Origin of the sequence: Rickettsia monacensis, from assembly GCF_000499665.2 — a bacterium.
Taxonomy (GTDB): Bacteria; Pseudomonadota; Alphaproteobacteria; order Rickettsiales; family Rickettsiaceae; genus Rickettsia; species Rickettsia tamurae.
Window position 1 is genome coordinate 414,272 of sequence record NZ_LN794217.1, and the last position, 23,457, is coordinate 437,728.

The following is a 23,457-nucleotide window of genomic DNA, read 5'->3' on the forward strand; positions in this document are numbered from 1 at the left end:
AATTATGCTCCTTGTGCTAAAATTTCTTTTTGTTGTAATTCATCATATTCTTTTAGCATATAACCGCGTCCCCATACTGTGTCGATATAATCTCTACCGCCGGCAGCATCACTTAACTTTTTACGAAGTTTACAAATAAATACGTCAATAATTTTCATTTCCGGTTCGTCAACACTACTATATAAGTGATTTAAGAACATTTCTTTAGTTAATATAGTTCCTCTTCGGAGTATTAATAGCTCTAAAATAGCATATTCTTTGTTCGTCAAATGTACTTTTTTGCCGTCAACTTCTACACTTCTAGTATCTAGGTTTACGCTAACCTTATCAAACCTAAATACTGATGCTGCATGCCCTTTAGAACGTCTAACTATAGCTTTAATTCTAGCAATTAATTCCTCTCTTACAAACGGTTTGGTTAGATAATCATCGGCTCCGGAAGAGAAACCGGTAATTTTTTGATCGGTATCCGTTAAGCTAGATAAAATTAAGATTGGAGTTTTTATTTTGGCAGCACGCAATCTTAGTAATATCTCAAAACCATTAATATCCGGTAACATAAGGTCTAAAATCACTAGATCATAACCACCGACTTTAACAAGTCTTAAACCTTCCACACCAACTGAAGCTTTATCACAAACTATCCCTTCTGAAGCTAAAGTTAACTCAATTAAGTTAGCCATTTCCGGCTCGTCTTCAATTAACAAAACTCTCATTATTTTTCTCCATAAAATTTAATTTTTATATTGTGCTATAATTTAATTACAGTTAATTATTGTTAACTAAATTATAATTTTTTATCTAGTGCTTTATACATTCATTAATAACATAAGTAAAGAATATTTAATCTTGATAAAATTTTTACTATTAAAGCTCTATCTGTGACTTAAAAACTATGGCGTTTAAAACGAGATTTATTAAATAAACCCCGATTATGGATAAGAAATACATGGTTTATTAGGTTTAAGTTGGTAAGCAATAAGAGCAGAGAATAGAGAAGTAAAGAAATTAATAGGTGATCGATGTCTGGAAGGAGTAATATTAAAATTCTCTTTTATGTAGCCAAAAATGGTTTCGATAATGAATCTCTTCCTTAAAAGGATTTTATCCAAAAGAGGTAATAAATAGTTTTTCATATCCTTTCTTATTCCGGTAATTTTTATTAAACCTTGCTTATAAAGTTTTGTAAACATTTTTTCTGAAATAAACCCCTTATCATCATAACACTTACCTTTTAGACCTTTTTGATAACCATTGCTTCAAATGCAATTCTGTCATCAACATTACCTTTGGTAATTTTAACAGCAATAATTTCTCCCTTATCATTGATTATCATATGAAGCTTGAATCCAAAAAACCAATCGACAGAACTACGTCCCATTTTTGCAAGATTATTAAAAGTTCTGTTAGAATTAATTCTGATATTTTTACATACTGCAAAATGTGTGGAATCTGCATAATAAATTCCCGTTCTTTTCCCACTTAAGTAATGTAACATCACAATCAATGGCAGAAATAATGAAGGAATAAGCTGAACAAATCTCTCATAACAAGGTGGATTCCTGAACAAATTACCATTAATAATAAAGTTTTGGTAATAAGCTTTTAAATGTTTATATGCACTAAAATGGTAAAAATCATTATTGAGAGTTCTTCACTTAAGGAAAGCTTACCTTCTCTAAATCTTTGCTTATTACTTTTCAGCAATTGATGTTTTACCCATTTCTCATAAATTTTACAAAATTTATCTACTATACAAAATATTGTAGTATATTTACACATGTTATTAAACCTTTATTTTATTCCTTCAGTGCCCTATTTATATAAGGTTTAATAACTCTTGTAACCTTCCTTCCTCTCTATATCCTTATCCATAATCGGGGTTAGTTAATATATTAATATAGCTGTTGAATTTCCAGCATTTGGTCAGGAACGTGCTGCTAATGAATTACGCAAGAGTGGGATAATCATTTCTGGTGGCGGAGTTAGATCTGTGTGGTTACGTCATGATTTAGAAAGTTTCAAAAAACGTCTAAAAGCTCTAGAGACTAAAGTAGCAAATGATGGTATTGTTTTAAGTGATAATCAACTTGCTGTTCTTGAAAAAGTTAAAAACCAACGTGAAGCTAGTGGTGAAATAGAAACTATGCACCCTGGCTACCTTGGTTCACAAGATACTTACTATGTTGGTAATATTAAAGGCATAGGCCGTATTTATCAGCAAACTTTTGTCGATACCTATTGAGGAGTAGCTATTTGTAAACTCTATACCGAAAAGACGGCTATTACAGCTGCAGACCACTTAAATGATAAGGTTATTCCATTCTTTGCAAACCATGATATCCCTCTGCTTAGAATATTAACTGATAGAGGTACGGAATATTGTGGAAAACCAGAAAACCATGCTTACCAACTATATCTTGGCATTGAGAATATCGATCATTCCAAAACTAAAGCATATAGTCCTCAAACCAACGGTATCTGTGAGCGTTTCCATAAAACTATGCAGGAAGAGTGCTATCACATTCTATTCCGCAAAAAATTTTATAATTCACTTGATGAATTGCAAACAGATATAGATAACTGGCTTGTGAGTTACAATAATGCAAGACCTCATTCCGGTAAACATTGCTTTGGTAAAACACCAATGCAATCTTTTACAGATTCACTTTATATTGCTAAAGATAAAAATATTGGTAATATTGGTAATATAGATAAAAATATTGGTAATATAGAGAGAATATCAGACAATTTGATGATTGCCCATCAAGCTGCCTGATTACTCAACTCTGTCAGATTAAGTCGTAACTTGTACAATTTAAGTTGTCCATTTATAATCAAGACTCAGAACCTAGATTAATTCATAATTTGTAATACTTTAAATAATGTTCCCATTTGTTTCGGTGATATTAGTCTTTCTACCTGTCTTTCTATTATTTGTGCTTGCTCAGACATCTTTCCAAACTCTACTTCTAGAGGTAATTTATACGTCGATCCGATACTCGCATCCTCACGTACTAAAGTGTACGCTGCGGTGCTGCGTTTCGTGTCTCCTTTAAATTCCTCTCTATAAGCGAGTTTGGAAAGATGTCTATCATTAAGCTTGTCTTGCAATGTTTGTTTGCGTAATAAGATTCCGTTTTCTATTAAAAAATCTCGTTGCGATATTGTATCTATTACGTTTATTTTACTATTTTTAGCTACTGTTTTTAATGTATAAAAATCCACATGTGCCGATAAGTCGGCCTCTCCAAGATTCTCAAGGATGGGACAATATTTATGATTTTTGACCGCTTGTAATGTTGGATTATATTGATATCTAGTTCTAGCATTCGGAGCTATATCATAACCGTAATCTATTGTTAAGCAACTGCCGCTCTGTGTTTTTAGATGTTCAACTATAAATTTTATAATTTCTATAGATTTATAAGATTCTTCAAGCACTGCTCCGTCTTTTGCTTCAATATGAGTTCTTAGTAAATATTCTTGTAATGGTTTATTAATGCTTATTTTGTCGTATTTAATTCTCCCGTCTACCGGTTGCACCACAAATATTCTTTCATACCATAATTCCTTGACTTTAACATATTGCTTTATCGTCATAGCATCAAAGAATTCATTAGCTATTATTATAGTAGGTTTTTTGGGTATATCTTCTATAAATGATAGGTGTTTAATCGGTAAATCAATATCTTGTAAATTAGCCTTTTGATGAACAATAAAATTTTGATTAATTTCTATTAGTTCAATTGATAAAGCTTTATAAAATTCCGGTACTAATTTTGCAGTACGTAGTAAATCACGCATTAATAGACCTCGACCTGGACCAAGCTCAACCAAACTAAGACTTTTTGGGCAACCGATTCTTTGCCACTCTTTGATACACCATAAGCCGATAATTTCACCGAATAGCTGCGAAATTTCAGGAGCCGTAACAAAATCACCTTTGCTAGCCAAAGATTTTACTTGCTTATAATAGGAATTAGGATTTGATTGTAATACTTGCTGCATGAGAACATCGCAAGTAATATAACCGTTTTGATCAATTAATTGTCTTATTTTGGATTCGATTGACATATTAAATAACTTCCTAAAAGGAACATAGGTACAGATAAGATTTGTCCCATAGTTAAGCTAACTAAAATAAACCCGATTTGTATGTCTGGTTCTCTAAATATTTCAACAGCGATTCGGAAAAGAGCGTAAAATGTTAAAAATAGTCCTGAGTTTAAACCGCACTTTTTAAGAGTTTTGTGCTTAAATGTTGCATATGCTAGGATAAAAAATAATACTAAACCTTCAAAAAAAGCTTCATATAACTGACTAGGATGTCTTGGCATCAAATCACTATTCGGAAAAATCATACCAAAAGAAGAATTCGTAATACGTCCGTATAGTTCGCTGTTAATAAAATTAGCGATTCTACCTAAAAATAATCCGATAGGTACTACAGGGGCTATTATATCCGTGAGACTTAAAAAATTAATTTTATATTTTCGGCAAAACAAATAAGCAGCAATAATCACCCCTAAAGCTCCGCCATGGAAAGACATACCGCCTTCATAAGTTTTTAAGATATCTATTGGATTTGAAAAATATCTAGAAGGGTTATATAATAAAACAAACCCTAGTCTGCCTCCGACTATTATGCCTATAACGGCATAAGTAATGAAATCTTCTAGATTTTTTTTGGTAATTTGAGGCTTAAATTTTTCTATAATTTTGTTTGCATAGAACCAGCCTAGCAAAATTCCTACTACATATGAAAGAGAATACCAAGAGACAGCAAGTGGACCTATAGAGAAAATAATTGGATTGATATTAGGAAATGTCATAGATAAATAAGTTATTTAATTCATTTAATGTCTGAGTTACGGAAAATTACGTAAATAATTGACGAGGCAATCCAGTTTTTTATTATTTTTATGGGTTGCCGCAGCTGCTTCGTGGCTTCGCAATGACAGTATCTATATTTGGTTAGCAATACCAAATTCTTTTGAGTTAAAATTATTGATAAAAATAAAATTTTTAGTAATAATAAAAAAGATTTATATTTTATAATAATAATGATAGGTAAAATATGCAATATTTAATGGATCTATATCATACCTCAAGTACTGAGTTAGTATTATTGTTTGTTATGTTAGTAACTCTTATACCGGTGATATTTCTAATTAAAAGATTAATTTTTATTCCTGTAACAAATTATTTAACTAGACATCATTATGATGATTATGAAAGGATACTAAACAAATATCCTATATTTCGTTATTTATTACACACTTTATTAGCAATTTACTTTGTATGTTGGGGAAATATTTTCCATCCTACTTCTTTTAAAGCACATGTATTACTAGGAATCAAAGATACTATAGTAATCTTATATACTAGTATATCCGTGACGATGTTATTATTAATGCTTATAGATGCTTTTGCAGATCTGTATCACAATAGGATCAAAGCCGTTACAAAAAATGCACCGCTTAGCTTATATTTTCAAATATTAAAAATTATTGTCATAGTTATTGCAGTAATGGTAACTATTTCATATATATTAAATATTTCACTTAGTACATTCTTAACAAGCTTAGGTGCAGCCGCAGCTCTTTTAACATTTGTTTTCAAAGATACCGTTTTAGGATTACTTGCAAGCTTGCAACTAACTACTCAAGAAATTATTAATATTGGAGACTGGGTACGTATAGGCGAAATTGAAGGAACAGTTGAAAAAATTACTATTTCTGTAGTAACAATTAGGAATTTTGACCAATCTATTTCTACAGTTCCTACTTACAGCATTTTAAATTCTAACGTAACTAATTATAGAGGAATTAGTGAATCAGGAGCAAGAAGGGTAAAGAGAGTATTTAATATTAATATGGCAACTATTAACTTCTGTGATGCTACTATTTTAAAAGAACTAAAAAAATCTCCTTATATATCAAAGGATGTAATAGATAAAATCACTCTTGATAAAGAAGAGAAAGATTTAACTAATATTAAACTATTCAAATTATATATTCAGGAATATCTAAAAAATAATCCGGCAGTTTATACCGAAGGGTTTACTTTTCTAGTAAGACAGCTTGAACCTACGATTCATGGGTTGCCTATAGAAATATATCTCTTCGTTAAAGAAGTGAATTTAGTAGGTTATGAAAATATACAGGATAATATTTCTGAACATTTAATTTCTATACTTCCTGAATTTAAATTAAAAATATTTCAGAATATGGGAGTGGTATAATATATCCGAAGTAAAATGAAAAGTAGTAAAAATAAATTAAATTTGTATCCAAGATGGAAGTAGTCCTTCATCTTGGATATTCACTACTTTTGAAAGAAAAGAAGTATATATACTACTTGATTATTTTCTCTAAATGCTTTAAAACTTAAAGCTTTAAAAATATGAAAATTTAAGACCTAGGAATGAATAATAATATAATTAATTTAATAGTCGCTATTATACTGTCTTTAAGTATAATCTTCGGTTGGCAGTATTTTGTTATAAAACCTGAACAAAAAAAACAGCAAAAGCAAATAGCAGTGCAGAAAGCAGAAAATTTAAAGAAACAACAGTTAAAAGCTTTAGTAGAACCTGCAACTGATATTGTTGTTCAAGAAGAAAGTCAAGTACAGCGTATTAAAATAGAATCTGAATCACTCACCGGTTCTATTTCATTAAAAGGACTTAGATTTGACGATTTAATATTAAAGAAATATAAACAAGATTTATCTAAAAATAGTCCTGAAGTGAGATTATTTTCACCGGCTAATACAGAAAATGCATATTTTGCTGAAATTGGTTTAGTTAGTAATTTATCTAGTGTAAAACTCCCTAACAACGATACTATATGGAATAGTGATAGTGAAATATTAAGCCCTGAAAAACCCGTTAATTTATTTTGGGTTAATGAAGACGGAGTTAAATTTTTAGTTACTATTACTGTCGATGAAAACTATTTATTTACTATAGAGCAAACCATAGTTAATAATAGTGATAAAGAACTTCCTGTCCAATCTTACGGTTTAATAAACCGTAAATATATTGCCGTAGAGAAAGCGGTAAACATATTACATCAAGGACCTATCGGGTGTATAGACGAGAATCTTAAAGAATATTCATATGATGATATTAAAGATAAAAAAAGCGAAAAATTTGCTGCAGGTAAGGTCGATTGGATAGGAATTACTGATAAATATTGGTTATCTTCCTTGATTCCGGATAAATCAAGTAATTACAGCTCGAATTTTAATTATGCTCTTAAGCAAGGGGCTGAAAGATATCAGGTAGATTTTATTTCACCGGTACAAATAATAAAGCCCGGTGAAAATTTTTCCATTAAAAGCAGAATTTTTGCTGGAGCAAAAAAAGTAGATTTGCTTGATAAATATGAAAAGCAATATGATATCAAATTATTTGATAGAGCTATTGATTTCGGTTGGTTTTATATAATTACCAAACCGGTTTTCTACGCCATGAATTTTTTCTATGGCTATGTCGGTAATTTCGGTGTTAGTATATTAATTGTTACGGTTATAATTAAGCTATTAATGTTTACTTTAGCCAATAAGTCTTATCGTTCGATGAAAAAAATGAAAAATTTACAGCCGGAAATCGATAGGATAAAAAATTTATACAGTGATGATAAGGCACGTTTAAATCAAGAAATTATGGCTTTATATAAAAAAGAAAAAGTAAATCCGGTAGCGGGTTGTTTACCTATACTTGTTCAAATTCCGGTATTTTTCTCCATCTATAAAGTATTGTATGTAACTATTGAAATGCGGCAAGCACCGTTTTACGGCTGGATTAAAGACTTATCTGCACCTGACCCTACTACTATTTTTAATTTATTTGGCTTATTACCGTTCTTGCCGCCGTCATTTTTAATGATTGGAGCATGGCCTATTTTAATGGCTATTACTATGTTCTTACAACAAAAAATGAGTCCTGAACCTGCGGATCCGATGCAAGCTCAAGTAATGAAATTTATGCCGCTAATTTTTTTATTTATGTTTAGTAGTTTTCCTGTGGGACTTTTAATATATTGGTCTTGGAATAATATTCTATCCATAATTCAACAATATTATATTAATAAATTTAATTAATTAATGAGAATAGATAAAAATTTACCTAATTATCTAACTATTGCTCGAATAATGGTAATTCCGGTTATTATACTGGCATTTTATATAAATAATTTACTTGCACGTAAACTTGGAGCATTATTATTTGTTTTAGCTAGTATGACGGATTTTTTTGACGGTTATATTGCAAGAAAATATAATTTAGTTACAAGTTTTGGCAAGATGTTTGATCCTATAGCAGATAAGTTACTAGTAGGTTGCGTTATTATAATGCTACTAAAAAAGGATAACGTAGATGAGATACCTTGCTTATTAATTTTAGCACGAGAATTTTTAGTTAGCGGTCTTCGGGAATTTTTGGCTCTAGTAAAGGTTAGTGTGCCTATATCGAGACTTGCTAAGGTAAAAACGTTTTTACAAATGTTTGCTTTATCGATATTGATACTAGGCTCAAAAGGTTCAGGAATTATTTATTTAGATATAGTAGGGGAAATAATTTTATGGATTGCCACTTTTTTAACAATCATTACAGGCTATTCTTATTTTAAAGCATGTAAGAAATATTTTTAAATAGGAGAATTTTATGATATATATAAAATATATAATTTTAGGGTTTATTATGGTGTCTAGTTTAAATCTTTACGCTGCTAACAATGATATAATTGCCGATAAGAAAGTTGTAAAGGTAGAAGTAAGTAATGAACATTTAAAAACATTAAATGAAGCTTCTACTCTTTTAATTAGTTGTGTAGATTTTAGATTAATAGACGAAACAGATAAATTAATGAAGCAATTACGATTAGAAGATAATTTTGATAAAGTATCGCTACCGGGTGCATCGCTTGCCCTTGTTAACGACAAATATACTTATTGGGGAAAAACAATAGAAGATACTATCGAGATTTTACAAGAATTACATAACATCAAACAAATTGTTTTTCTTGATCATAGAGAATGTGGAGCTTATAAAATACTTATAGGTCAGGAACAGCTAAATACCAAGGAAAAAGAAACGGCAGCTCATGCAGAAATTTTAAACAAAGCCCGTGATATAATAAAAGAAAAATTTCCCCAATTAAAAGTTTATACTTTTTTAATGGGTCTTGATGGTGTAGTAGAGCAGATTTATGAAGATGTAATTCCTAGCTAAAAGCAGCTTTGTTGCATGGCTCTGATGTCATTCCTGCTTTCGCAGGAATGACATCAAGTAGATTTTTCGATCCATGCAACAACACCTGCAGTTGCTCGCAATGACAATTTTGGAGTCACGCAACAACGCTGAGAAAAATAATTTATTTTGTATCTTTGTTCTTATTATCATTAGAATCAGCAGTATTATTCTTTTGGTCGTTTTCTGCCGATAGTTTAGAGATAGATAGTTTTTGTTTATATTTTTGTTGCTCTGCTAAAAAATTTTGAGCCTCTTTGGAAAGGCTGTTATATAGTTCACGTTTCTTCTTATTAATATCGACTATTTCTACTCTATATTTTTGTATTTCCTTCCGTACTTCCGGTTTTATAGTACCGGCGTAAGCAGAAAAATCATCTATAATTTTTTGTGTTGTAACATCATTAGTTTTTGCACCGTCTTTTTTGGAGCCGTCAGAAGTTGTACTATTGGCAAAGCAGCTTGTACTAAGTAAAATAGCTATTCCAAATATTATTTTTTTTATCATATAAACCTTAAGCCTTATTCTTGATAAGTAGACCATTTTTAAGTCTAATAGTCAATAGACTTTTTTTCGAACTCTACTTCTAGGGGTAATTTGTACGTCAATCCGGTACTCTCATCCTCACGTACTTTTTTGTACGCTGCGGTGCGAGGTGAAGTGTTCCCTCCAAATTCCTCCCTATAAGCGAGTTCGAAAAGAAGTCTAATATATAATAGAAATTATATGTATTTTCTATTTGTATTTTATTGTTTGGTGAGTATAAATATACTAGGTTCTGTGAAGGAAAATTAAATTAATCTATTTTTGCTATTTTTTGCTGTAAATCATAAGATTTTTTTAAAATAGGAACAACTATTACTGCAAAAATCTTATTAATTTTCGCTAAAAAATATCTGAAAATATAAATAATTTAATTTTCCTTCACAGAACCTAGTAGTTGGGAATAAATATAAAATTATGAATAATATACAATATTATAATAATAATGCTCAAGAGTTTTATAACAGAACAATCAATGCGGATTTATCTGATAACTATAAAGCATTTACTAGCTATTTACCTGAAAAAGCGCATATTTTAGATGCAGGTTGCGGAGTTGGCCGTGATACAAAATATTTTTTAAGTCAAGGATATCAAGTTACCGCTTTTGACGGCTTAACCGAAATGGTCAAATTAGCCACAAAAGAAACCGGAATAGATGTACTGCACTCAACTTTTCAAGATATCAATTTTAAGAAGTCGTTTGATGGAGTTTGGGCTCAAGCAACTCTCCTTCATGTACCTTATAATGAAACAATCAATGTTTATAAAAAAGTTCATGCTGCATTAAAGCCGGAAGGGATTTTTTATGCTTCTTACGGATACGGTTCAGATATTATACAACCGTGATGACAATATGAATTAAGATACAATAAAACCTTATTTTAACGGGCTTTTTGAGGTAGTTAAAATATGGACGAAAAAGAGTAAGAGATTCTCTCCAAGTAAAGAAGCATTATGGTTAAATTTTATTGTAAAAAAAAGTAAAACAATATGATCAGATTAGTTTATTTATTTCTCACTTTAATAATCAGTTTTAAAATATACGCTAAGGAATATAAAGGCTTAACCTATAATCGTTATGAAAAAGATAAGCATGTTATTCATGTGTTAACTATTGATCCTAAGAATTTTGGGCTAAAACTAGTTGAAGCACATAATCAGGTTATAGGCAGAGAAACAGTAGATGCTATAGCACGCCGCACTAATGCAGTTGCTGCTATTAATGGCGGATTTTTTGAAATCGCCGGTAGCGATGACGGCAGACCAAGCCTTACTTTAATGATTGACGGCAAGCTATTTAGTCTTAGAACAACTACAAAGCTTGTTAATCATAGATCAAAATAATATCCAAATTACCAAAGCATCAGTAAAAATTTCAGTAGAAATAGGTGATAAATCGATTATTCCAAATCAAGTGAATTATTTTTCAAATCCAAAAGATATTAACTTTCTATAATGATGTTTGGGCGTCCTCCACATTAACGTCGTATACTAACAAAGAAATTTTGATTGACCGGAATTTTATTGTTACGGAAATAAGCAAGCATGGTGATAATCAAATCCCGCAAAAAGGCTTTATATTATCCTTTCCACAAGAAATAAGTTTACCGGTAGTAAATATAAATGATTCCGTAAAGCTAAATTTAGAATTTATCGATAAAGACGGTAAGCCTATAAATTTAAGCAAAACCGCTTCAGTAGTAACCGGTATTCCGTTGTTGGTTCAAAACGGTAAAAATGTTATAGATAATCCAAAGCAAAATGATTCGGCTCATGCTCGTATCGCTCTAGGGGTGCGTAATGACGGTACTAGTGATAGTTGTAGTAGAACAGATATATAAGCAGCATATAAAATACATTAAGCTTGAACAAGCTAGATCAATTCTACGAAAAGAAAAAGGTATAACTTTTGAAAAATTAACAATTCCCGAAACGTTAAAAATTTGATACTGTGATAGGGCTAACTAAAACAGAACTTGCAGATTATATGTTAAGCCTTGGATGTGAATCAGCAATCAATTTAGATGGCGGCGGCTCTTCCACGCTATTTATGGACGAAAAAATTATAAATAATGTTACAGGTGATGAAGATGAAGTTTTAGGCGAACATACAATACGCCCTGTATCTGATGCAATAGTTATTATACCAAATAATATAGAATAAATTTACGCTGCCTTAGCATGGAACGATGTCATTCCTGCGAAGGCAGGTGTAAAAGTAAAGAATTGATCTGACAGTTAAGGATTGTTGGGTACGAAGAAAAAAGATAAGATAGTACCTGGCAAGTTTTAACAACCTACTAAAAAGGAGACTGTCAGATGACAACATATCAAGAAAAAATCATAAAGCCAAGAATCGGTTTATTAAAACTCGCTGAACAATTAGGGAATGTATCACAAGCTTGCAAAGTAATGGGTTATAGCAGGGATACATTTTATCGTTACAAAGAGCTCCATGATCAAGGTGGGGAGGGGGGAAGCTCTATATGAGATGACTAGACGTAAAGCTTGCATTAAGAATCGTGTGCCCGCAAATATAGAGGATGCTGTAGTTAATATAGCTGTTGAATTTCCAGCATTTGGTCAGGAACGTGCTGCTAATGAATTACGCAAGAGTGGGATAATCATTTCTGGTGGCGGAGTTAGATCTGTGTGGTTACGTCATGATTTAGAAAGTTTCAAAAAACGTCTAAAAGCTCTAGAGACTAACTTAACCCCGATTATGGATAAGGAATAGAGAGGAAGGAAGGTTGCAAGAGTTATTAAACCTTATATAAATAGGGCACTGAAGGAATAAAATAAAGGTTTAATAACATGTGTAAATATACTACAATATTTTGTATAGTAGATAAATTTTGTAAAATTTATGAGAAATGGGTAAAACATCAATTGCTGAAAAGTAATAAGCAAAGATTTAGAGAAGGTAAGCTTTCCTTAAGTGAAGAACTCTCAATAATGATTTTTACCATTTTAGTGCATATAAACATTTAAAAGCTTATTACCAAAACTTTATTATTAATGGTAATTTGTTCAGGAATCCACCTTGTTATGAGAGATTTGTTCAGCTTATTCCTTCATTATTTCTGCCATTGATTGTGATGTTACATTACTTAAGTGGGAAAAGAACGGGAATTTATTATGCAGATTCCACACATTTTGCAGTATGTAAAAATATCAGAATTAATTCTAACAGAACTTTTAATAATCTTGCAAAAATGGGACGTAGTTCTGTCGATTGGTTTTTTGGATTCAAGCTTCATATGATAATCAATGATAAGGGAGAAATTATTGCTGTTAAAATTACCAAAGGTAATGTTGATGACAGAATTGCATTTGAAGCAATGGTTATCAAAAAAGGTCTAAAAGGTAAGTGTTATGATGATAAGGAGTTTATTTCAGAAAAAATGTTTACAAAACTTTATAAGCAAGGTTTAATAAAAATTACCGGAATAAGAAAGGATATGAAAAACTATTTATTACCTCTTTTGGATAAAATCCTTTTAAGGAAGAGATTCATTATCGAAACCATTTTTGGCTACATAAAAGAGAATTTTAATATTACTCCTTCCAGACATCGATCACCTATTAATTTTTTTACTTCTTTATTCTCTGCTCTTATTGCTTACCAACTTAAACCTAATAAACCATGTATTTCTTATCCATAATCGGGGTTAAATATTCTTCTTTAGTCATTATTTTTTTGGGAGCTACATAATCTAAAAATACTTTTCCATTTAGATGATCGGTTTCATGTTGGATAACTCTTGCTAAAAATCCTTCTGCGATACCTTGAATTTGATTTCCATTTATATCATATGCGTGATAATGAATTTTCTTGAATCTTGCTACCGGTCCTGTAGCATTTTCAACAGAAAAGCACCCCTCGTAATCTTCATGTTTATCAATACCTATCGGTTTATATGAGGGGTTAATCCAAATAGTTTTAGGCATTGTATCCTTAAGGTCAGGATGCTATTTTTTTTACTCTTCATTTTCATGTATTGCAAATATTATTATACATTTTGATATACCTATTTGCGGTGCAGCAAGCCCTGCACAATTTTCTTCTTGATCATATTTCTTTTCTAAAATAGATATATCACGTAAATCTTCTGAAGATAACGGAAAGTTTAAAGTTTTTACCTTTATTCTAATAGTTTTATCCTCTGAACTATTTAAGGTTTGAATGTTCAAAGTTACATATTGCGGTAATGAAATATTGTTTTCATTTTTCATATTACTTTTACAACCTGTTATAAAAATTATAGCAGAAAATATAGATAGAAATTAAAATCAAGTAAATAAATTGTCATATTTCTTTTACGCATCCTATAGTTAATAATTTTATTTAATTTCTTTTGAGAAAAAATCAATAGGTTTGACTTTTCTAACATATTCTAGTATAATATTTATCTTGAAAATAAATAGAAAAATTTAATTTATGAGTACTCCCAAAAGTGACAATTATCTCTCGGAACTAAGAAAGGTAATTTGGCCTATAGAAAGATATGAAAATAAGAAGTTTCTTCCTATGGCGTTTATGATGTTCTGTATTTTATTAAACTACTCAACGCTTCGTTCAATTAAAGACGGGTTTGTAGTAACGGATATAGGGGCAGAAGCAATAAGTTTCTTAAAAACATATATAGTACTACCTTCTGCCGTAATCGCTATGGTAATTTATGTTAAGCTCTGCGATATTTTAAAGCAAGAAAACGTGTTTTATGTTATTACTTCATTTTTCTTAGGGTATTTTGCATTATTTGCATTTGTTCTTTACCCCTACCCTGATTTAGTTCATCCTGATCCTGAAACCATAGAATCTTTAAGTTTAGCTTACCCTAATTTCAAATGGTTTATAAGAATAGTTGGGAAATGGAGTTTTGCATCTTTTTATACTATGGCAGAGCTTTGGGGAACAATGATGCTTAGTTTATTGTTTTGGCAATTTGCTAACCAAATTACTAAAACCGATGAAGCTAAACGTTTTTACTCAATGTTTGGTTTACTTGCTAATTTAGCATTGCCTGTAACATCCGTAATTATTGGATATTTCTTGCATGAAAAAACTCAAATAGTTGCAGAACATCTAAAATTTGTGCCTTTATTTGTTATAATGATAACAAGTAGCTTTTTGGTAATATTAACATATAGATGGATGAATAAAAACGTTCTAACCGATCCTAGACTTTATGATCCGGCATTAGTAAAAGAAAAGAAAGCTAAAGCTAAAATGTCATTAATAGACAGTTTTAAAATGATCTTTACTTCTAAGTATGTAGGTTATATTGCATTGTTACTTATTGCTTACGGTGTTTCAGTAAATTTAGTTGAAGGGGTTTGGAAATCCAAAGTAAAAGAATTATATCCGACGAAAGAGGCTTATACTATATATATGGGTAAGTTCCAATTTTATCAGGGTTGGGTTGCAATTGCTTTCATGCTTATAGGTAGTAATATTTTAAGAAAAGTATCATGGCTAACTGCAGCTATTATAACTCCATTAATGATGTTAATTACCGGTGCAGCATTTTTTGCATTTATCTTTTTTGATAGCGTTATTGCTATGCATTTAACAGGCATTCTTGCTTCGGGTCCTTTAGCACTTGCTGTTATGATTGGTATGATTCAAAATGTTTTAAGTAAAGGTGTAAAATATTCTTTATTTGATGCCACTAAAAACATGGCATATATTCCGCTTGATAAGGATTTACGAGTAAAAGGACAAGCTGCTGTTGAAGTTATCGGAGGAAGATTCGGTAAATCAGGCGGTGCTATTATTCAATCTACATTCTTTATTTTATTTCCTGCATTTGGTTTTGTAGAGGCAACTCCTTATTTTGCTTCTATATTCTTTGTAATAGTAATATTATGGATATATGCTGTTAAAGGTTTAAATAAAGAGTATCAAGTTTTGGTAAATAAAACTGAAAAATAGAATTTGTTAAAATTTAATATTATAAAAAAGCAAGTTTCTTAGAAGCTTGCTTTTTTATAGTTGGAGAGTTTATAATATGACAAATACAAAACCCAAAATTAAAACTCCAAGATCGCCATATGTAAAAAAATATAATAGTTGGCGAATAAGGATTTTGTATTCTATTATTATAGGTTATGCGACTTTCTATTTTTGTCGTCAGAATTTTAATATAGCAACTCCTGCTATAAGAGAATATTTTGGGGTTACTAAAACACAAATTGGTTGGATATTAACTGCTTCATCTATTATGTATGGAGTCAGTAAAGCTTGTAACGGGTTTATTAGCGATAAAGTTAATGCTCGAATATTTATGGTTTTGGGTCTTCTATTTGTCGGGATCATTACTATTCTAATAGGTTTTTCAGATTCTTTATGGCTTATAGGAATTTTATGGATAGCCAGTAACTGGTTTCAATCTATGGGTTGGCCTCCTGCAACAAAAATGCTTACTCACTGGTTTGCTTCAAAAGAACTTGGAACTAAATGGGCTATGGGTGCAACTTCTAATCAAATAGGTGGTGCCCTTGCTATGATAAGTTGCGGTTATTTAATCGATAAATTTGATTGGAGAGCTGCTTTTTTCGTTCCCGGTGTAGTTGCTTGTATAGTATCGCTTTTTTTATATAATAGGCTTCGTAATTCTCCAAAAGAAGTGGGTTTATCTACCGTAGAGGAATATAAAGAATATCCGCCTGAAGCTATAGGGGATTATGAGAAGCTATTAACTCCCCAATTACTTAAAATGGTCTTTTGTAATAAGCTAATATGGTATGTTTGTTTAGCAAACATGTTTGTTTATATAATACGTTCCGGAGTAATTTATTGGGCTCCAACATTTTTAAAAGATTTACGTAATATAAGTCTTGCAAATGCAGGCTTACAAATCGGTTTATATGAAATGATAGGTATCCCAGGGGCATTAATAGCAGGTGTTTTATCTGATAAACTATTTCAAGGTCGTCGAGGTCCTGTTGCATCCATATGTATGGTATTGCTTAGCTTATTGTTAGTCTTGTTTTGGAAAATTCCTATTCAAAGTGAATTATTAAGTATAGTAATTCTTTCTTTAATAGGCTTTTTTGTTTCAGGACCTCAGCTCCTTGTAGGTATAGCAGCTGCTGATTTCAGTACCCGTCAAGCTGTCGGTACAGCTAATGGATTATCAGGGTTATTTGGTTATTTAGGAGCGGCTATTGCGGGAGTCGGCGTAGGATGGATTAGCGATAATTACGGTTGGAATGGGGTATTTATATTTTTCAGTATTTCTGCTCTTTTAGGAGGAGTATTATTTGCTTTAACATGGAATCGTTCAGCTAAAAAATAAATTTAATAATTATATAAAGGTTGCAAAATGACAATACAATATACTTTTTCAATGATTAAGCCTGATGCTATCAAGAGGAATAAAATAGGACAAGTTAATACTTATTTGGAAAATGCAGGCTTAAAGATAGTAGCTCAGAAAATGAAATTTTTAACTAAATATGAAGCTGAGTGTTTCTACGATGAACATAGAGCAAGACCGTTTTTTAATAGCTTAGTTGAATATATTACTTCAGGAGCGGTAGTACTTCAAGTTCTTAAGGGGGAAGATGCTATAACTTTAAACCGCACCGTTATGGGTGCAACTAATCCTGCTGAAGCTGAAGCAGGAACTATTAGAAAAGATTTAGGCGAATCAATTGAGGCTAATAGTATTCATGGTTCAGATAGTGAAAATAGTGCGAAAAGAGAAATCGAATTTTTCTTTAACAAATCTGAAATTATAGAATAATTAATGCTAAAATATGACGTAATAGTTATAGGCGGTGGACATGCAGGCGTAGAAGCAGCCGCCACTTCTGCACGTCTTGGAGTTCCTACTCTCTTAATTACGTTAAAACCGGAAAATTTAGGTGAAATGTCTTGTAATCCAGCAATCGGTGGAATTGCAAAAGGCACATTAGTTAAAGAAATCGATGCACTTGATGGGTTAATGGGTTATGTTATAGACAAAGCCGGTATACATTATAAAATGCTGAATGAGACTAGAGGACCGGCAGTTTGGGGGCCTAGAGCTCAAGTTGATCGAAAGCTTTATAAAAAAGCTATGTATCAAATATTAACAAATTACCCTAATCTAGATATATTATATGGAAAAGTGGAGGATATAGAAATTAAATCTTCTAAAATTGAAGCGGTTATTTTAAATAACGGTAGCAAAATTCTTTGTCAAAAAATTATATTAACTACAGGTACTTTCCTATCAGGTCTTATTCATATTGGACAAAAAAAAATTCCTGCCGGTAGAGTAGATGAAGAGCCTTCGTATGGATTATCAAATACATTAAAACAAATAGGTTTTAAACTGGCTCGTTTAAAAACAGGTACACCGCCTCGAATTGACGGACGTACTATTGATTATAGTAAAACAATTTTACAACCCGGCGATAAAATTCCTCGTCCTTTTTCTGAATTAACAAATGTTGTTAATGTTCCTCAGATAAATTGTTTTATCACAAAAACAACCTCAGAAACTCATGATATTATACGTGAGAATCTTGATAAATCCGCAATGTATTCAGGGCAAATAGAAGGAATAGGACCGCGATATTGTCCTTCTATTGAAGATAAAATAGTCAGATTTAGTACAAAATCAGAACATCGTATATTTTTAGAACCTGAAGGGTTAGATGATTATACGATTTATCCAAACGGTATTTCTACTTCTTTGCCTGAAGATGTGCAATATAAATTAATCAAAACAATACCAGGATTAGAAAATGCAAAGGTTTTACGTCCAGGTTATGCTATAGAATATGATTATGTTGATCCACGTGAAATAAGTGTTACGCTAGAGACAAAAAAAATAGCTGGATTGTATTTTGCCGGGCAAATTAACGGTACTACAGGATATGAGGAAGCCGCAGGGCAAGGTATAATAGCCGGTATAAATGCTGCTTTAGCAGTAAAAGATCAAGCACCGTTTATGTTAACAAGAGCAAACAGTTATATTGGAGTAATGATTGACGATTTAACAACATTTGGTACTATAGAACCTTATCGTATGTTTACTTCTCGCTCAGAATATAGATTATCTTTAAGAGCAGATAACGCTGATTTACGTTTAACAGAATTAGGGATGAACATTGGAGTTGTATCAGAAAAACGTAAAAAAATATTCACAAAAAAATGTGAAGATATAGAAAAAACAAAATCATTATTAAATACCTTGTCTTTAACTACTAGTAAACTTGCTAAAATGGGTATACAGGTTGCACAGGATGGTACATATAAAACAGTATTAGACTTATTTAAAATACCTAATTTTAATGTTGAACAAGCTATTAAAATTTTTCCTATGCTTAAAGAAACGCAAAATAATAACATTTTGCAATTACTCTATATTGAAGCAAAATATGCTTCATATTTAACTAGACAACACGCAGATATTAATTTATTTCAAAGTGAAGAGGCACAGTTAATACCTAAAAATATTGACTATTTAAAAATACCAAGTATATCATTAGAGATACAGGAAAAACTTTCTTCCCATAAACCTGCTACTATTGGTGTAGCACGCCGAATTCCAGGGATTACACCTGCAGCAATTACGGCTATTATAATTTATTTAAAAACTAAATATAGTGATGGAAATTCCACGTGAAATAATTGAAAAGTTAGAAATTTTTCAAAAGTTAGTTAAAAAATGGAATAAATCAATCAATCTTGTATCGAATAGTATACATAATTTTTGGCAACGTCATATATTAGACTCATTACAATTAATACAATATATTGATAATAAAGAAATACATTTAGTTGATATAGGAAGCGGTTCTGGTTTTCCTGGTATAGTATTATCTATAGCAGGGGTAGCGAAAGTAAGTTTAATAGAAGCTGATTTACGTAAATGTATATTTTTAGAAAAAGCATCAAAGATATCAAATAATAACATACAAATAATCAATCAAAGAATAGAAAAAGTAGAAATAGATTGCAGTATATTAACTTGTAGAGCTTTCTCTAACTTAAATACAATATTTAATTGCATAAAAAATATTTCAGTACGAGAAAAATTTTTGTTATTAAAAGGAAAAAATTATTTAACTGAAATAGTAGAAGCTAAAGAAAGATGGTTATTTGATTATTTAATACATCAAAGTATTACTTGTGAAGAAGGGAAAATTCTAGAAGTTAATAATTTAACAAAAATTATATGAAAGTAATTACTATTGTTAATCAAAAAGGAGGGGTAGCTAAAACTACAACTACTGTAAATTTAGCTACAGCTTTTGCTGCTGTAAATAAAAAAATTTTAGTTATAGATCTTGATCCTCAAGGGAATAGTAGTACCGGTTTTGGAATTAGTCAGCAACAACGCAAAAATACTATATACCAAGTATTAACAAATTTAATAGAATTGAAAGATGCAATAATTTCTACAGATATACCAAATTTAGAAATAATTACTTCAAACACTAATCTATCTGCGGCTGAATTAGATTTAACAAAATTAAAGGACCGAGAATATATTTTAATGAAGCTATTGGAAGAAATAAAAATATTATATGATTATATAATTATTGATTGCCCTCCTTCATTAAATTTATTAACGGTAAACGCTTTAGTTGCAAGCGATGAAGTGCTGATTCCAATGCAATGTGATTTTTATTCTTTAGAAGGATTAAGTCACTTGCTAAAAACAATTGAAATTGTAGAGAAAAAATTAAATCCTAAGATAAAGATTGCAGGTATATTATTTACAATGTATGATAAGCGTAATCGTTTAACTGAGCAAGTAGAAGATGATGTTAGAAAATGCTTAGGAGAATTAGTATTTAAAACCGTTATTCCAAGAAATATTAAACTATCTGAAGCTCCTTCATATGGAAAACCGGCTATTATATATGATTATAAATGTTCGGGAGCAGTTGCATATATAGAACTTACAAAAGAAATCTTAGAAAGATATGGCGAAAAATAAAGGACTAGGAAGAGGATTATCTTCATTACTTGGAGAAGAAGTTATTTCTATAGAATCAGAAATAATACAAATAATAAATATTGATAAAATAAGACCAAATGAGAATCAGCCTAGAAAAAACTTTGAATATGATAAAATAAAAGAATTAGCAGATTCTATATTGAATAATGGTTTATTACAGCCTATTATTATTGATAATAATTTCCAAATTATAGCAGGAGAGCGACGCTGGCGTGCATGTAAATTAGCAAAAGTTTTAGAGATACCAGTAATTATAAAAAATTTAGATGCTAGAGAGAGTATGGAAATAGCATTAATTGAGAACATACAAAGAGCTGATTTAACAGTTATGGAAGAAGCTCGTGGCTTTAAATATTTAGTAGAAAATTTTAATTATACGGCAGAAAAATTAGCTGAAAGGCTTGGTAAAAGTCGTAGTCATATAGCTAATTTATTAAGGCTTAATAATTTGCCGCAGTCTATTCAAGATAAAGTAAATGAAAATATACTAAGCATGGGGCAAGCTCGATGTTTAATAAATCACGAACATGCAGAAGTAATAGCCGATCATATTATAAATAATGATTTAAATGTACGTCAAACAGAAGAACTAGTAAGACAATGGTATAAAAATGAGTATACAAAATCCCCTAACAATAATAACAAAGTAGGAAAGCGTTTTTTAAAGGACAACGCTACGGATAATGATCTAGAATTATTAGTAAAAGCTTTATCAGAAAAATTTGGTATAAAAATAACAATAGAAAATTATCCATTAGGCGGAAAATTAATATTTCATTATAAAGATTTGGAAGAATTAGACTTGATATTATTAAAATTAAATTAAAAAAACTGTTAAAATTAAAGTATATATACAGCATTTTATTTCTTAAGATAAATATCTAAACGAGAAAAGCAATGATAGAAATTACAATGTCTGATTTTGAATTATATGAGCATAGAGCAATAAATTCATACAATACAGTAGTAAATAAATATATATCGGTGTAATATAATAATATAAGGAAATAAGTAATTTATGTCATATCAATATGTTTATGAAATGGTTGGTTTAAGCAAAATTATAAATGGTAAACGAATTTTAAAAGAAACAAATTTATCATTTTTACCAAAAGCTAAAATCGGTATAATAGGTCCAAATGGAGCAGGCAAATCGACTTTATTAAAAATAATGGCAGGTATTGATAAAGAGTTTGAAGGTAAAGCAACAGCTAAAATTGGTATAAAAGTAGGATATTTACCTCAAGAACCGTATCTTGATGCTAGTAAAAATGTTTTTGATAATATCATAGAAGGTCTTCATGAAAAGAAAAAACTTATTGATGAATTTAATTATATAAGTAACAAATTTGCTGAAATCACTGATGAAGAAATGCAAAAGCTTTTTGATAAACAAGCAGAATTGCAAGAAAAAATAGACAATTGTGATGGATGGAATCTAGAACGTGAAATAGAGATCGCAATGCTTGCTTTACATTGCCCACCAAAAAAAGCAGATATTACAAAAATTTCCGGTGGAGAAAAAAGAAGAGTGGCTTTATGTAAATTGCTTTTAGAGAAACCTGATATGTTGTTACTTGATGAACCTACAAATCATTTGGATGCAGAATCAGTTTCTTGGCTTGAAGATTATTTAAAGCATTATGAGGGTACTGTAATAGTAATTACCCATGATCGTTATTTTTTAGATAATGTTACAGAATGGATATTAGAAATAGATCGTGGAAATTGTATACCGTGGGAATCAAATTATAGTTCTTGGCTTGAGCAGAAGCAAAAAAAATTAGCTTTAGAAAGTAAAGAAGACGATGATAGAAAAAAACAATTGAATCGTGAACTTGAATGGATTCGTCAAACTCCAAAAGCTAGACAATCAAAAAATAAAGCACGTATTACAGCATATCAAGAGTTATTAAATAAACAACAAGAACAAAAAACTGATCCTACTCAAATAATTATACCTAACGGACCTCGTTTAGGGGATCTTATTATTGAAGCAGAACATATAGCTAAAAAATTTAATAATAAAATATTATTATCAGATTTTAGTTTTAAAGTTCCACGTGGAGCTATTGTAGGAATTATTGGACCGAATGGAGCAGGTAAGTCTACTTTGTTTAATATTATTACAGGTAAAATAATGCCAGATAGTGGTTCTATTAAAATTGGTCAAACGGTAAAATTAGGTTATGTTGATCAATCACGGGATCATTTAGATGATAATAAGACTATATGGGAAGAAATTTCAGAAGGTCTAGATGAATTACAACTTGGTAATAGAATAATTAAAAGTAGAGCTTATTGTGCAGCTTTTAATTTTAGAGGCGGTGATCAACAAAAAAAAGTTGGACAACTTTCAGGTGGAGAACGTAACAGAGTACATTTGGCAAAATTACTAAAAGAAGGAGCAAATGTTATATTATTAGATGAGCCGTCTAATGATTTAGATATTAATACGTTAAGAGCACTTGAAGATGCTATTTTAGACTTTGCAGGTTGTGTATTAGTAATTAGTCATGATAGGTGGTTTTTAGATAGAATAGCCACTCATATTATATCGTATGATAAAGAAAATAATGCTACATGGTTTGAAGGAAATTATCAAGATTATCATGAATATATGCTAAGTACTAACGGGGAAAGTATTTTAAATCCAAAATATAAACATAAGAAATTAATATAGA

At 30.6% G+C, this 23,457-nt stretch carries 23 protein-coding genes and 4 pseudogenes; 19 read left to right on the forward strand and 8 right to left on the reverse strand.

Annotation, left to right across the window (positions count from 1 at the left end):
* Window positions 1-2: 2 nt before the first annotated feature.
* The 3 genes from ctrA to RMONA_RS10830 all read right to left on the reverse strand — a co-directional run bounded on the left by ctrA (window position 3) and on the right by RMONA_RS10830 (window position 1,498).
* A complete protein-coding gene (gene ctrA / locus RMONA_RS02040) occupies window positions 3-716 on the reverse strand; it encodes a response regulator transcription factor CtrA (protein WP_023507426.1) in 714 nt (237 codons plus the stop codon).
* 216 nt (window positions 717-932) lie between these two features.
* Window positions 933-1,193, reverse strand: a complete 261-nt coding sequence (locus tag RMONA_RS10825; protein WP_023507102.1) for a transposase — start codon at window positions 1,191-1,193, stop codon at window positions 933-935.
* Between the two features lie 41 nt (window positions 1,194-1,234).
* The gene (locus tag RMONA_RS10830; RefSeq protein ID WP_023507103.1) at window positions 1,235-1,498 is read right to left on the reverse strand and encodes a transposase; all 264 of its coding nucleotides are present in this window, start codon (window positions 1,496-1,498) and stop codon (window positions 1,235-1,237) included.
* Window positions 1,499-1,894: 396 nt separating this feature from the next.
* On the opposite strand from RMONA_RS10830, the pseudogene RMONA_RS07895 reads away from it, so the two are divergent.
* Window positions 1,895-2,779: pseudogene (locus tag RMONA_RS07895) on the forward strand (integrase core domain-containing protein); the annotation flags it as partial.
* A gap of 77 nt (window positions 2,780-2,856) precedes the next feature.
* On the opposite strand, the gene RMONA_RS02065 reads toward RMONA_RS07895, so the two are convergent.
* On the reverse strand, window positions 2,857-4,077 hold the full coding sequence (locus RMONA_RS02065; protein ID WP_023507428.1) for an SAM-dependent methyltransferase: 1,221 nt from the start codon (window positions 4,075-4,077) through the stop codon (window positions 2,857-2,859).
* Window positions 4,056-4,835 (reverse strand): prolipoprotein diacylglyceryl transferase, encoded by a 780-nt coding sequence (gene lgt, locus RMONA_RS02070; RefSeq protein ID WP_023507429.1) that lies wholly within the window; start codon window positions 4,833-4,835, stop codon window positions 4,056-4,058. The genes RMONA_RS02065 and lgt overlap by 22 nt, the downstream gene beginning before the upstream one ends.
* A gap of 245 nt (window positions 4,836-5,080) precedes the next feature.
* Between lgt and RMONA_RS02075 the strand changes: the two genes are divergently transcribed.
* From RMONA_RS02075 to RMONA_RS02090, 4 genes are all read left to right on the forward strand, one after another.
* On the forward strand, window positions 5,081-6,247 hold the full coding sequence (locus tag RMONA_RS02075) for a mechanosensitive ion channel domain-containing protein (protein WP_023507430.1): 1,167 nt from the start codon (window positions 5,081-5,083) through the stop codon (window positions 6,245-6,247).
* Window positions 6,248-6,429: 182 nt separating this feature from the next.
* On the forward strand, window positions 6,430-8,112 hold the full coding sequence (gene yidC / locus RMONA_RS02080) for a membrane protein insertase YidC (RefSeq protein ID WP_023507431.1): 1,683 nt from the start codon (window positions 6,430-6,432) through the stop codon (window positions 8,110-8,112).
* 3 nt (window positions 8,113-8,115) lie between these two features.
* Window positions 8,116-8,661 (forward strand): CDP-diacylglycerol--glycerol-3-phosphate 3-phosphatidyltransferase, encoded by a 546-nt coding sequence (gene pgsA, locus RMONA_RS02085; RefSeq protein WP_023507432.1) that lies wholly within the window; start codon window positions 8,116-8,118, stop codon window positions 8,659-8,661.
* Window positions 8,662-8,674: 13 nt separating this feature from the next.
* Window positions 8,675-9,241 (forward strand): carbonic anhydrase, encoded by a 567-nt coding sequence (locus tag RMONA_RS02090; protein WP_023507433.1) that lies wholly within the window; start codon window positions 8,675-8,677, stop codon window positions 9,239-9,241.
* Between the two features lie 142 nt (window positions 9,242-9,383).
* On the opposite strand, the gene RMONA_RS02095 is transcribed toward RMONA_RS02090, so the two are convergent.
* A complete protein-coding gene (locus tag RMONA_RS02095) occupies window positions 9,384-9,767 on the reverse strand; it encodes a hypothetical protein (RefSeq protein WP_023507434.1) in 384 nt (127 codons plus the stop codon).
* Window positions 9,768-9,817: 50 nt separating this feature from the next.
* Window positions 9,818-9,967: pseudogene (locus tag RMONA_RS07905) on the reverse strand (palindromic element RPE1 domain-containing protein); the annotation flags it as partial.
* A 253-nt stretch (window positions 9,968-10,220) separates the two neighbouring features.
* Here RMONA_RS07905 and RMONA_RS02100 point away from each other — a divergent pair.
* The 6 genes and pseudogenes from RMONA_RS02100 (at window position 10,221) to RMONA_RS02125 (ending at window position 13,471) form a co-directional block, all read left to right on the forward strand.
* Window positions 10,221-10,652, forward strand: coding sequence for a class I SAM-dependent methyltransferase (locus RMONA_RS02100; protein WP_023507435.1), 432 nt, complete (start codon window positions 10,221-10,223; stop codon window positions 10,650-10,652).
* A gap of 144 nt (window positions 10,653-10,796) precedes the next feature.
* A complete protein-coding gene (locus RMONA_RS10120; protein ID WP_023507436.1) occupies window positions 10,797-11,150 on the forward strand; it encodes a hypothetical protein in 354 nt (117 codons plus the stop codon).
* A gap of 161 nt (window positions 11,151-11,311) precedes the next feature.
* Window positions 11,312-11,647 carry a hypothetical protein gene (locus RMONA_RS10125; RefSeq protein WP_023507437.1) on the forward strand — a complete coding sequence of 112 codons (336 nt, stop codon included), beginning with the start codon at window positions 11,312-11,314 and terminating at the stop codon, window positions 11,645-11,647.
* 110 nt (window positions 11,648-11,757) lie between these two features.
* Window positions 11,758-11,970: a phosphodiester glycosidase family protein gene (locus tag RMONA_RS10130; RefSeq protein WP_023507439.1), complete on the forward strand. Its 213-nt coding sequence runs from the start codon at window positions 11,758-11,760 to the stop codon at window positions 11,968-11,970.
* Window positions 11,971-12,125: 155 nt separating this feature from the next.
* Window positions 12,126-12,519: pseudogene (locus RMONA_RS09765) on the forward strand (helix-turn-helix domain-containing protein); the annotation flags it as partial.
* 301 nt (window positions 12,520-12,820) lie between these two features.
* Entirely contained in the window at window positions 12,821-13,471 is a 651-nt protein-coding gene (locus RMONA_RS02125) for an IS982 family transposase (protein WP_242402841.1), read from the forward strand.
* Here RMONA_RS02125 and RMONA_RS09125 read toward each other — a convergent pair.
* Window positions 13,443-14,084 (reverse strand): annotated as a pseudogene (locus tag RMONA_RS09125) (peptide deformylase). The gene RMONA_RS02125 and the pseudogene RMONA_RS09125 sit on opposite strands and share 29 nt — an antisense overlap.
* 163 nt (window positions 14,085-14,247) lie before the next feature.
* Between RMONA_RS09125 and tlc1 the strand changes: the two are divergent.
* From tlc1 to ettA, 8 genes are all read left to right on the forward strand, one after another.
* Window positions 14,248-15,744 (forward strand): ATP/ADP exchange transporter Tlc1, encoded by a 1,497-nt coding sequence (gene tlc1, locus RMONA_RS02140; RefSeq protein WP_023507442.1) that lies wholly within the window; start codon window positions 14,248-14,250, stop codon window positions 15,742-15,744.
* 76 nt (window positions 15,745-15,820) lie between these two features.
* A complete protein-coding gene (locus tag RMONA_RS02145) occupies window positions 15,821-17,110 on the forward strand; it encodes an MFS transporter (protein WP_023507443.1) in 1,290 nt (429 codons plus the stop codon).
* Window positions 17,111-17,137: 27 nt separating this feature from the next.
* Window positions 17,138-17,560: a nucleoside-diphosphate kinase gene (ndk, locus tag RMONA_RS02150; protein WP_010420526.1), complete on the forward strand. Its 423-nt coding sequence runs from the start codon at window positions 17,138-17,140 to the stop codon at window positions 17,558-17,560.
* A 3-nt stretch (window positions 17,561-17,563) separates the two neighbouring features.
* Window positions 17,564-19,432, forward strand: coding sequence for a tRNA uridine-5-carboxymethylaminomethyl(34) synthesis enzyme MnmG (gene mnmG, locus RMONA_RS02155; protein WP_023507444.1), 1,869 nt, complete (start codon window positions 17,564-17,566; stop codon window positions 19,430-19,432).
* Window positions 19,416-19,988, forward strand: coding sequence for a 16S rRNA (guanine(527)-N(7))-methyltransferase RsmG (rsmG, locus tag RMONA_RS02160; protein ID WP_008579518.1), 573 nt, complete (start codon window positions 19,416-19,418; stop codon window positions 19,986-19,988). The genes mnmG and rsmG overlap by 17 nt, the downstream gene beginning before the upstream one ends.
* Complete coding sequence (locus RMONA_RS02165; protein WP_023507445.1) at window positions 19,985-20,752, forward strand: ParA family protein; 768 nt, start codon at window positions 19,985-19,987, stop codon at window positions 20,750-20,752. Before rsmG ends, RMONA_RS02165 begins: the two co-directional genes overlap by 4 nt.
* Window positions 20,739-21,599 (forward strand): ParB/RepB/Spo0J family partition protein, encoded by an 861-nt coding sequence (locus RMONA_RS02170; protein WP_023507446.1) that lies wholly within the window; start codon window positions 20,739-20,741, stop codon window positions 21,597-21,599. The genes RMONA_RS02165 and RMONA_RS02170 overlap by 14 nt, the downstream gene beginning before the upstream one ends.
* 192 nt (window positions 21,600-21,791) lie before the next feature.
* The gene (gene ettA / locus RMONA_RS02175; RefSeq protein WP_023507448.1) at window positions 21,792-23,456 is read left to right on the forward strand and encodes an energy-dependent translational throttle protein EttA; all 1,665 of its coding nucleotides are present in this window, start codon (window positions 21,792-21,794) and stop codon (window positions 23,454-23,456) included.
* Window position 23,457 lies beyond the last annotated feature (1 nt).